The sequence below is a fragment of the Microvirga sp. 2MCAF35 genome (genome assembly GCF_052115545.1).
In the GTDB taxonomy this organism is placed as follows: Bacteria; Pseudomonadota; Alphaproteobacteria; order Rhizobiales; family Beijerinckiaceae; genus Microvirga.
The window spans coordinates 44,080-55,073 of the sequence record NZ_JBFRGW010000030.1 but is presented as its reverse complement, the minus strand read 5'-3'; the positions used below and the strand labels follow the sequence as shown (position 1 = coordinate 55,073).

At 56.2% G+C, this 10,994-nt stretch carries 6 protein-coding genes and 2 pseudogenes; 4 read left to right on the top strand and 4 right to left on the bottom strand.

Going from position 1 to position 10,994, the window contains the following annotated elements; translation table 11 throughout:
- Window positions 1–255: 255 nt before the first annotated feature.
- Window positions 256–628, bottom strand: a pseudogene (locus AB4097_RS15485) (IS5 family transposase); the annotation flags it as partial.
- Between the two features lie 152 nt (window positions 629–780).
- On the opposite strand from AB4097_RS15485, the pseudogene AB4097_RS15480 reads away from it, so the two are divergent.
- Window positions 781–1,585, top strand: a pseudogene (locus AB4097_RS15480) (IS5 family transposase).
- On the opposite strand, the gene AB4097_RS15475 reads toward AB4097_RS15480, so the two are convergent.
- Both AB4097_RS15475 and AB4097_RS15470 read right to left on the bottom strand, forming a co-directional pair.
- Window positions 1,552–2,049 (bottom strand): DapH/DapD/GlmU-related protein, encoded by a 498-nt coding sequence (locus AB4097_RS15475; protein WP_442041083.1) that lies wholly within the window; start codon window positions 2,047–2,049, stop codon window positions 1,552–1,554. The pseudogene AB4097_RS15480 and the gene AB4097_RS15475 overlap by 34 nt on opposite strands.
- Before the next feature lie 339 nt (window positions 2,050–2,388).
- Window positions 2,389–3,594: an FkbM family methyltransferase gene (locus tag AB4097_RS15470; RefSeq protein ID WP_442041081.1), complete on the bottom strand. Its 1,206-nt coding sequence runs from the start codon at window positions 3,592–3,594 to the stop codon at window positions 2,389–2,391.
- Window positions 3,595–4,951: 1,357 nt separating this feature from the next.
- Between AB4097_RS15470 and AB4097_RS15465 the strand changes: the two genes are divergently transcribed.
- Together AB4097_RS15465 and AB4097_RS15460 are read left to right on the top strand one after the other, a co-directional pair.
- On the top strand, window positions 4,952–7,330 hold the full coding sequence (locus tag AB4097_RS15465) for a glycosyltransferase (RefSeq protein WP_442041079.1): 2,379 nt from the start codon (window positions 4,952–4,954) through the stop codon (window positions 7,328–7,330).
- Between the two features lie 57 nt (window positions 7,331–7,387).
- Window positions 7,388–7,759 carry a hypothetical protein gene (locus tag AB4097_RS15460; RefSeq protein WP_442041077.1) on the top strand — a complete coding sequence of 124 codons (372 nt, stop codon included), beginning with the start codon at window positions 7,388–7,390 and terminating at the stop codon, window positions 7,757–7,759.
- Between the two features lie 34 nt (window positions 7,760–7,793).
- Here AB4097_RS15460 and AB4097_RS15455 read toward each other — a convergent pair whose 3' ends face one another.
- Window positions 7,794–8,996, bottom strand: a complete 1,203-nt coding sequence (locus tag AB4097_RS15455) for a glycosyltransferase family 4 protein (protein ID WP_442041075.1) — start codon at window positions 8,994–8,996, stop codon at window positions 7,794–7,796.
- A 221-nt stretch (window positions 8,997–9,217) separates the two neighbouring features.
- On the opposite strand from AB4097_RS15455, the gene AB4097_RS15450 reads away from it, so the two are divergent.
- Window positions 9,218–10,639, top strand: a complete 1,422-nt coding sequence (locus AB4097_RS15450; protein ID WP_442041073.1) for a mannose-1-phosphate guanylyltransferase/mannose-6-phosphate isomerase — start codon at window positions 9,218–9,220, stop codon at window positions 10,637–10,639.
- The last annotated feature ends 355 nt before the right edge of the window (window positions 10,640–10,994 follow it).

Sequence of the window (10,994 nt, the reverse complement as noted above, 5' to 3'; positions counted from 1 at the left end):
TCATCGCTCGGCTACAAGCCACCCGCACCCGAGGTAGTGCTATGGCCGGCTGCGCAACCCAGACCAGCTCCGCAGGCCACACCCACCGTAGCCCCACGACCCATCATGCACTAACATTAACCCCGGACCACCTCGCGGGGGCTGGCCAGCAGGCCACTCCAGGATCGGCACCGCCATCGTGATGTCGGCCATGTTGCCCGGCGTCAGCGCGACGGCAAGGATCCGGACACGACCATCGGCCAGACAAGGGATTTTCGTTGTTCGGCCGCCGCGCGAGACGCCGACCGCTTGCGCGAGTTCCCCCTTTTCCGCCTGATGCCGAGCGGTGGGCTTTGACGTTTGAGCTGTCGAGCGCAAGCTCCTCAGGGATCGGGCCGGCTGCGGCGACCTTGGCGAAGATGCGCTGCCAGACGCCGCGTCGCGCCCACCTGGTATAGCGGTTGTAGATGGTTTTTGCCGGTCCATATGCGGGTGGCACATCGCGCCAGCGTCCACCCGTCTTCAGGATGTGGAGAATGCCGCTGATCACCCGCCGATCATCCACGCGCGGCTTTCCCGGCTGGTTGTGCGGCAGATGTGGCTCCAGGACGCCCCAGGCCTCGTCAGAGAGCCAGAACAGATCGCGCAAGATCGTCTCCCACCTCGCAAGACCCAATGAGAGATGGAATCAGCCAATGATGTCAGTTGTTTGGGTGGGCCCCCTATCTAGGTTGTGAACTCATGAAAGATCTTTCATTTGCAGCGAGTTGATGATTCAGCTCCCTTGTCTGGGAGGGTCTGATGCGTCGTCATGAACTGACTGACTGCCAGTGGAAGGCGATCGAGCCGCTGCTGCCCAACAAGCCACGTGGCGTGCCGCTGGTGAATGATCGGCGGGTGCTCAACGGCATCCTCTGGCGCCTCCGCACCGGCTCGCCCTGGCGCGACATCCCGTGCGATATAGGCCTCTCACCACGTGCCACCATCGCTTCGTGCGCTGGCGCGAGGCCGGTATATGGGACCGCATCCTGAATGCCGTCTCCGTGGCTTACGACGGTGATCTGGTCATGATCGACAGCTCCTGTGCGCGCGTTCACCAGCATGGCGCGACGGGTAAAAAGGGGATCGAGATGGTGGCATGGGACGTTCCCGTGGCGGCCTGACCACCAAGATCCACGCTCTGGTGGATGCCGAAGGCCGCCCGATCCGCATTGCTCTCACGCCTGGCCAGGCCCATGACGGCACCGCCGCCGAGGAGCTGTTGGCCATCTTGAAGCCAGGCGCGGCCCTGCAGGCCGACAAGGCTTACGACAGCAACGCCATTCGCAATCAGGCCCAAGAGCAAGACGTCTGGGCCAACATTCCGCCCAAGAGCAACCGCAAGGGCTCGTTTGTCTTCAGCCCCTTCCTGTATCGCTACCGTAATCTGGTCGAGCGCTTCTTCAACAAGCTCAAACAGTTCCGTCGCATCGCCACACGATACGACAAAAACCCGGAGGACTTCCTGGCTGCCATCAAGCGGATCTCAGCTCGCATCTGGATCCGCAGTGATGACTCCGCTGCCCAGCCGAATTACCGCTTCCGGCGGGCTGGTACGCCTGCGTAGACACTGCCGGCTTCGATTTCAGCGTTGGTCACGACAGAGCCGGCCGCGACAACAGCATTGTCACCAATCCTACAAGGGCCTAACACAATGGCATTGGACGCTATCCACACGCCCTCACCAATCACGATATCCCGGCCCTCTAGGGGGTGGCTCTGGCGCTCTGCTCCTGTCTTGTCAAGCGGGTGTGTGCCCGTCAGGAGGCAGACATTATGGCCGAAGAACGTGTTATTGCCGATGGTTATCCGCCCTGAAGAGACGTTGAGAAGGGCATTGACCAAATGCACGTTCGACCCAACCGAAACCCTTGTTGAATCTCCCCAAACTGTCGGGGTGTTCGCTAAGGCTTGCGCGAGATCTTTCACGAAAGCCTCGCACTTTATCTCCCCGCGCAAGCGATCAAGGCGCTGCTCGACAATGGTTTCGACCAACGCGTGAAGTCGTTTCTTGAGCCTATCGAATGCCATCACTGCCTCAATGCTTTCGCCGCATCACCCTCAAACATGAAGGCGGACATCTTGAACTCTCCCATGATCCAGGCGGTAAAGTTCCTAGAGCGTATGCGCAGATCGGCGGTGGCAACCGCAAGCCCTGTATTTCAACAGTCTATCAGAGATGATAGCTCGCCCTATACCCACGATGCATCCATCATGCCGTGACCAAATCGTCCCAGATTTGATCCGGAATCCTAAAAGAATCCTAAAGTTGCTGGTTTTCGGAAACTCTCCCCGGGTCGACGCATGATGGTTAAAACGACTAGGGTTCTTGTGAGGACAAAACAAGAGGAATGCCAACGGATGTAGATCTCATAGAGATCTAAAGCGTCTTAATGCTATCGCAAATGCACGCAAGGGGGCTGTGATCCTCCAAGATGTAGATGCCAGCAGGGCGTCAATTCTTGCTGCCGCGTCAATGCGTGCTGACTTAGCTTCGTCCGCATCGATCTCCATCGCGGTGAGCCGGTCCCGAAGGGCTGTAACTTCCATCTCAAGAAAGTTGATGCGCTCATCACGTTCAAGGATCTTCTGCGAGAGCAGTTGCTCATGCTGCTGGCTCGAGGCCTCAAGTGCTTGAAATCGAGCATGGGCCTCTTGCAGTTGGGTTTGTGTTTCCTGCAAGTCATAAAGTGGATTGGGAAAAAGGCTGGTCGAATAACGATTGTAAGTCAGATTCAGCTTGGGCCAGTCAATTGGCTCCGTCCCAAAGTACGCAGCAATCAGGCCGTCTCCACTGAAGCTTTCATGCACGTCATGCTCGGCAAGGATGCGTCCTCCAAAATCCTGCAACATTGCAAGGCAGCGTTGATGCGTTAGGGGGTCTCCGCTGATTTGATGCGCATGGGTCGAAATGAAAACAAATCGAATTTTTTTCTCTCGAAGCAAGGTTTCACAGGAGCGGATAACTGCAGTTTCTGCCCCCTGAGTATCGCAATGAAGAATATCGAGGTGCTCGATGCCCCGATCGGCAAGCAGGTCAGGTACGCAGATCTGAGGCACGAGGATCGGTCCGGAAGCTTCAGCTCCGAAGAGTTGGGGTTCGGTCGAGACTTCGCCTACCGATGCTTGTACGAACTCAATTCGGCGGCCATTAATGTCGGCGTTGGTTTTGCCGACGTCCATATTTTGGGGGTCCGGTTCCACCACAATCGATCTTCTCGATTCGGCGGCCTCATTCAAGAACCATAACGAGTAAAACGACCAGAAGCCGCCAAGTTCAAGCATTGTAGCTGTAGGCGGAACGCGCTTTAGGATTTCATAAAAGACTAACTCTTCCTGCGGCTCGTGATGGCCCTTCAGTCGCTCAATAATCTCGGCCTGCCAGTCCCCATAATACCCGCCTGCCTTAACGCGTACGCCATTATGCATGATCTGAACTCTGCGACCGTTTTCATGCACGATCGAGCCAGCATTTGGAACTTTTGGAATAGGGTCACTGTCCCGACAGCTCACCGTCATCTCAATGCGTGATCTCAAAATATCACTGACCGACGATTGCATGCTGTGCTTGTCCATACGCTTTGAGGTCTCCATATCTACTTATATTTTGCCCAAGAGATTGCCTCGCAGCATCTCTCCATAACTACTGTTAAATCCTTCGGAATCCTGGGCGCAGAACGTTGTCGTCACGTTATCTCCACTGTCATTCCTGAAGGCAGCGGCAAATCAGAATCTGAACTTGGGCGCCCTTTTTATGGTTGATAATTTGGTACTAGATAACCCATTCTCGAGCCGTGTGCTAGAGCTACGCATCCGGGCGGCTCTAGCTCTTCCTTGGACGGTATCGAGCTGGCTGCCTTTGAGGCATTGCATCGGATACGGCAAAGATCGCAAACCGTCGCTGCGCATTTGGAGCAAGGTAATGGGCCTGCCTACCGGTTCCAGTGAGAGCGGCTGGTTTACATTGCACGACACAAAAGCAGGCGCCGCTTCGGCTTAGGCTTGTGCATAAGAGGCTCCGACGCTCCTTACCTACAGCCAGGTTGCGCATCGGGATCGCGGCGTAGGGCTATCCTTGGGGCATTGAAACCTAGAGTCGGCTGCGGCGCTCATAGTAATTCCGGCCAGGCTCTAAAGGAGCCCCAGAACGGCATCCAAAGTGCGGGTGGGCATGAAAACCGCAGCAAGGATCATTAGCATCGCGACCTCTGCGATAGGGAGAACGCGCCTCCCAAGGGAGAGAAAGAAGATCGATAGAGCAAATGCCGCGAAGTTGAAACTATAGTGGGGCTGGAGCCACAGCAGAAGGTAGCTTGCAATCGCATAGGAAACAGCCCGTCCAAGTCTTAGTACATATGGGAAATAGGTCATATTAAAGACCGCATGGTCTTGAGCTTGTATGTTCCTGAACGCTTGGGTTAAATCGCTTGAGTGGTCACGCATAGCCGTATATCCGTTATAACATTAGAAATGCTGCTTTAACTGATCCAGAACGCTTACGCTATGTGAAATTTAACTTGATGGCTTTTGCTACGGGATTGGTCGCCTTTAGGGGGGGGCAGCTTCTGATTTTCAAAGATTGAGCTATGTGTCGTCGAGGAGCCTCTCCCACGGCCGATAATGCCGCGTAAGCGCCACAGGAGGAATCTCAAGTTAAACGGTACTGTGTCGCTCGGCCATTGTCTTTGGTCGTGTTGATTCAGCAGACATTTCCAAGTCCCGATTTTCGTGCAGCATGGCATCTCGTCTGACGGTCAGTTCCCGTGAGGTGCCATCGACAAGTTGAGAATGAAGGGCGGGCTTTGGACGTGCTACAAGCTTATAATCCTAAAGTATCCTGCCTTGACCACGAGCGTGACGACAGTTATTGCAGTATGAAGGAGAGGTCTGCTTAAGGTATCGCTCTCCGGTGCCAACTCATGTAGAAAAAGCCATGTCCTCTCAAGTTAAACGTGCATTCTTCACAATTTGCTCAAATAATTACATACCTCACGCTAAAGTATTGGTTGAATCTGCGAACAAGTATCATCCTGATTTTGACGCTTTTGTCTGTTTGGCAGATGAGTACATTCCTCAGGTGATGTCTTATCCTGACAAATGCAGTGTCGTGCCGAGCCATAAGCTGGACATTCCAGATTTTAAATCATTCGCTTTTCGGTACGATGTCATGGAGTTCAATACGGCCGTTAAGCCGTATATGTTCCGCTATCTTTTTGAACGCGGCTACGATCAGGTGATCTATTTCGATCCAGATATCGAAGTCTTCAGTCGGCTTGATGCGGTCTTGGATGCTTTGGATGGCGGGGCGAGTTTCGTTTTTACTCCTCACCTTACAATGCCGAGCGAAGGAGATGCCCCGCCGGATGACATAACCATCATGAGGGCGGGAGTTTATAATCTCGGCTTCCTTGGGGCTGGCCGGAGTGAGGAAACGGAGCGGGTAATCAGGTGGTGGTCGCGACGTCTGCGCTACCAGTGCATCAATGACCAAAGCGCGGGAATTTTCGTCGATCAGAAGTTCATGGACTTAGTTCCCGGCTTCGTTTCAAAAGTCGCAATTCTGCGCAGCCCGACGACCAATATAGCCTACTGGAACTTGACGCAGCGACACCTCGACCAGAATGAGAGTAGCTGGACAGTCGACGGCGATCCGCTCGGCTTTTTCCATTTCAGCGGATTCAACCCCAAAACCCCTAATATCCTGTCAAAGCATACCCCATTGTTCCGCAGCGAGCAGTCGCCCCCTCTGCTCAATATTCTCGAACACTACGGCAGGAAACTGCTGGAGAACGGGTATGGGACTATCCCCAATGGCGCCTATGCTTATGGCAAGTTCGCGTCTGGTGTGCCTATACCCGACATTGTACGGCGCATGTTCCGCGAGATGCATCCGACATGGGTAGGGGATCCCTTCGAAAATTACGAAGAATATCTCCATCTGCCATCGCCCCATGCGAGTGGGAACACAAAGCTTTTCTGCGTCAGCAACTTCATGCGTTATCTCTGGGAATCGGAGTCGTACCTTCGTACGACTTTCAATATCCAGAGCCCGTCGGAGGTGGAGAAGTTTGTTGTTTGGTACATCAACCATGGTACCGAACTCGGGCTCGACCCTCGCCTGATCGAGCCAGTGGTAGAGCGCCCGGGTCGGCGGACAGCACGTCCGCTCGATCATCTCGTTCGCGACAATCATCGTGATACGAGGCCAGACGTCAGCGTGGTGGGATACTTGCGCACCGCAAGTGGCGTGGGGGAGGCAGGTCGGCTGACCCTTGAGGCCCTGGCGACTGCTAACGTAAGGGTGCGGGGATACGATGTTGCCCTGAATGTCGCCTCGCCGCGGAACGAGGAGCGATGCTCTTCACTGCTGTCCGACACCATTGACGGTAGGGTGCAGATTTTCAATATCAATGCGGATCAGCTTTCGCTCGTTAGGGAAAGCATACAGCCTGCCGCGCGCAACGAAGCGTATCGCATTGCCATTCCGTTTTGGGAGCTGTCCACTTTTCCCGACGCATGGATTGGTGCTCTTGAAGCGGTCGATGAGATATGGGCGCCGACACGATTCATCCAAGCGTCGCTGGTGAAGAAGCTCATCAAGCCCGTCATCCGAATGCCAATCTCGCTCACATTGCCGGCTTTCGATCCGCTGCCGCGTAGTTATTTCGCCTTGCCTGAAGATAAGTTCATCTTCTTTTTCTCGTTCGACTTCCTCTCCTTCGTCGGGCGGAAGAATCCGCGTGCGGCAGTTCAAGCGTTCAAGGAAGCTTTCCGTCGGCGCTACCAGCGCTCGGATGTTGCATTGGTTCTGAAATCGATCAATGGCTCTCTGGCCAATGCGGAATTTCGGGCATTGCGCAAAGAACTCGGCGACGATCCAGATATCATCCTGATTGACAAGACACTCAGTCGACATGAAACGCTGGGCCTCATCAATGCATCCGATGCCGTGATTTCGCTGCATCGCAGCGAAGGTCTGGGGCTCCTAGTGGCCGAAGCGATGGCTTTGGGGAAGCCCGTGATCGCGACCGATTACTCGGCGACAACGGAGCTCGTGACCCCGCGCACAGGATATCCCGTTGATTTCCGCCTTGTTCCTCTTCAGAATGGGCAGTATCCGTTCTGGCAAAATCAGGTATGGGCGGACCCGGACATCGGCCATGCTGCTTGGCAGATGCGTAGCATCGTGAACAACCTGGAAGAGGCTCAGAAGAAAGCTGCTTATGCCAGGCAATATCTCAAGGAAAACTATGATGTTGAACGAGTAGGTGCGCTCCAGCGGCAGCGTCTGGTGCAACTCGGTCTGCTTTAGAACAAGCTTAAATGCTTGCGAAAATGATCCTTGTGAATGCTCTTGAGGTAAGTACAAATGTCTACGAAGGAACCAGCAGAAACTCTCTCCACGGCAGGTGCTCGACGCTACAATGCGACGAATGCAGACGACCTTATGACAGAGAACGAGAAGCTTCGCCTTGAGAATGACGATTTACGCTTCGAAGTGAATCGCCTTCAGTCATCGGTCGAACGCCAACAACAGCAGATTTTTGAACTCAATCGCCGCCTAGGTGAGAGATATGATGCTATGGATGAGGGTGTGTCTGACTCGGAAATCGACCACCTGCGAATGAAAGAGCAACTCCTCAATGAGCTTCTGGCGTCTCGTTCATGGCGACTCACGCGTGGCTACCGTTTTATCGGATATACGGTCCAGAGATTTTTAGCTGGTAGCCCCAAACGATAAATTCGATCTGCAGTAGGTGATCTTCGCATGAGGCTCATGGCCTACGAGGAGCCGAACTGTCAGGCTGTGGCTTAGCGATGCGTCTGTCGATATTTGCTGTCTTGATTAATTCGATCCAAAGCTGACTTGCTTGTCGTTCTGCGAGAAGCAGCGCTGCGCCTTGCGAAAGAACCGCCACACATTCAGGTCGCGATAGAACATTGTTTAGACTTTTACTATAACTGTCGGGGTCCATTGCATCCGCAACCAGGCCGGCACGCCCAAATCCAATCTGCTCCGGGAGCGCGCCGGTCGGCATGACGAGGCTCGGCAGCCCCCAGGACATGGCCTGAGCGATCACGCCCGACTGGCTGGCCTCGACATAAGGGCAAAGCAACAAATCGTGGGTCGAGAAAAGCTCGGCCGTTTCTTCGTGGCTGACCCAGCCGAGCCGAAGATCGACCTGCGGCCAGTCGGCAAAGGCTTTCTTAACGTCTGCTTCAAGAGGGCCTGAGCCTGCTACCGTGAGGCGCCACATCGGGTTCTGCCGGAATGGCTTCAGGGCCTGGGCGAGGAGGGTTAGACCCTTGTACGGCAGCAGGCGCCCGTAGAAGAGAAGTCGGACAGGTTCGTGCGACAGCCGCGTGCGCCGGGTGCTGGGGCGATGTGTCGGGTAAATTGTCTCAAGAGGGATGACGGTTGTCTTCCTCCCCGAACCGGGAATCCGCTTCGCGACCTTTTCGACGACGCTGCTCGACAAGGTCACGACCTCGTCGGCGCTCTTGATCAGCATATCCTGGGTTAGTCGCTGCCACGTTGCGGCGTAGTCGCCCGGATGGGGTTCCGCATCGTGGGCGACATAGATGACCTTAAGGCCTCGCTTCTGCAACAGACGAGTGAAGGGCCAGGTGAAAGGCGCATTCATGGTCACGATCACCGCCGCAGGGCTCAGCTCCGCAAGCTTGTCCGCATGACGCCGGAGCCGCCTCGGGAGGAGCCATGTGTCCCGCCAGAGAGTGGACAGGCCTGGGCGATCGAATGTCTCGATCGGCAGGCCAATTGCCTCGAAAGCCGCCATGTCGCTGTTCTGACGCGCAAGAGACAGAGTGACTTCGATGGGCTCTGCCGCCTGGCTCAAATGCCGCGCCAGAAGACGTGTTACATCCGAGCCGCCTCCACGCCGTCCCCAGTAGTGGAGCACCACGCTCGGATTAGTCTGATGAACAGGGAGTTTGGCGGGCTTCGTCTTAAAAGTCATTGAACCTTAGGGCCAAATACACTCGGATTGAGCAGAGTATCGCTTCTCCATCCGAGCCCGGTCAAAGTGCGGTGCCGCGGGCTCGGGCGGAAAAGAGATCGATTGAACGCGGCCGGTTCGATATGGCAGCTGCAGCCTGTTATCGCAACGTCGTATCTCATGAGTTGACGTCGGTGCGCCTGCTGGTTACGACGCCGTATGCGATAGAAGAGGGATGGGCTATGGGCGAGGGTAGCAACCAGATATTGCCGGTAATCATGTGCGGCGGCTCGGGAACCCGTCTGTGGCCAGCCTCTCGGGACAGCATGCCCAAGCAGTTCATCGATCTTCTGGGGGCCAATTCGACGTTCCAGACCGCCGTCCAGCGCGTGACCGAGCCCAATGTATTCCTTCGCCCGGCCGTCATTTCGAGCAATGATGTTCGCTTCATCGTCGCCGAGCAGCTGGCTCAGATCGGCGCTGAGGCGGATATCATCCTGGAGCCGATCCAGCGGGACTCCGCTGCCGCAATTGCCGTTGCGGCATGTCATGCGGCCCGTCATGCTCCTGAAACGATCGTCCTGGTCATTGCGGCCGATCACGTCATCGACGACCCCGCGGCTTTCGCGGCAGCCTGCCAGGCAGGGGTGGAGCCCGCCCGCCAGGGCTATATCATGACCCTCGGGGTGGTGCCTCAGCACCCGGCTACCAGCTATGGGTACATCAAGCCTGGAAAGCCGATCAAAGGTACGGGCGCCTATCAGGTCGAGCGCTTCGTCGAGAAGCCGAATGCGGCGACGGCCCAAGATTACATCAGCCAGGGGTTTCTCTGGAACAGCGGCAACTTCCTGTTTCGTGCCGACGTGATGATCGAGGAGCTGGAAAAGTTCCAGCCGGCCATTCTGGCAGCGGCCCGCGATGCTCTTGAACATGCCGCAACCGACCTCGACTTCATTCGTCTTCAGGAGGACGCGTTCAAGCTCGCCCCGAAAACCTCCATCGACTATGCGGTCATGGAACAGACCAGCCGGGCCGGCGTGCTGCCGGTTTCGTTCTCCTGGTCGGATATCGGTTCCTGGGGAGCGCTGTGGGAAGCCTCGCCCCGGGATGAGGCTGGGAACGCCCTGCGCGGCAACGTCGAGGTCGTCGAGTCCCGCAACAGCCTCGTCCACAGCGACGACATCCTGACCACCGTCGTCGGCCTCGAGGACGTGGTCGTGGTCGCCAAGCCCGATGCGGTGCTGGTGACCTCGCGCAGCCGGTCGGAGCTGGTGAAGGAACTGGTGGTGACGATGCGGGCGAAGCAGCGCCCCGAAGCCAGCGAGCATCTGCGGATGTACCGTCCCTGGGGATGGTACCAGCGGATCGATCAGGGATCCCGCTTCCAGGTCAAGCGCATCATGGTCAAGCCGGGTGGGCGTCTTTCCCTGCAAAAGCATTATCACCGGGCGGAGCATTGGGTCGTGGTTCGCGGAACGGCCGAGGTCACGGTCAACCAGGATGTGGTCGTCCTGCACGAGAACGAGTCGGTTTATATCCCTATCGGGGCGATCCACCGCCTCACCAACCCGGGTCGCATCCCTCTCGAAGTGATCGAGGTGCAGGTGGGCAGCTATACGGGCGAGGACGATATCGTGCGGGTCGAGGACATCTACGGCCGTTGAGCCTCCGGCCCGACCGGCAAAACCAGCCGCCTCCGAGATGGGGAAAGCATTCTGCCTGTGGGGCTGTCCCTTTTGAAGGGCGCGGGGACGAACAAACCCGATCCGTCCCTGAAACGCAAACAGGCCGAGGACAGCTTGGCCGCTGGCTAAGCGGTCATCGAGCCGCCATGCAAGTGATGCTGTCAGAATATCCCTAATTCTTTTCAGTTTTCCATTGTGACGCGGCGTAATTGCAAAGGCTAGTGATCAGGCCGCCGGCAGATAAGGCGGGGGCGGACAGGTCTCGTAAGGCAATGCATTGAAGAAACGGCTGCGGCATGTGATAAGCGGCTGATTTTCCGGAGCTGGACACCTC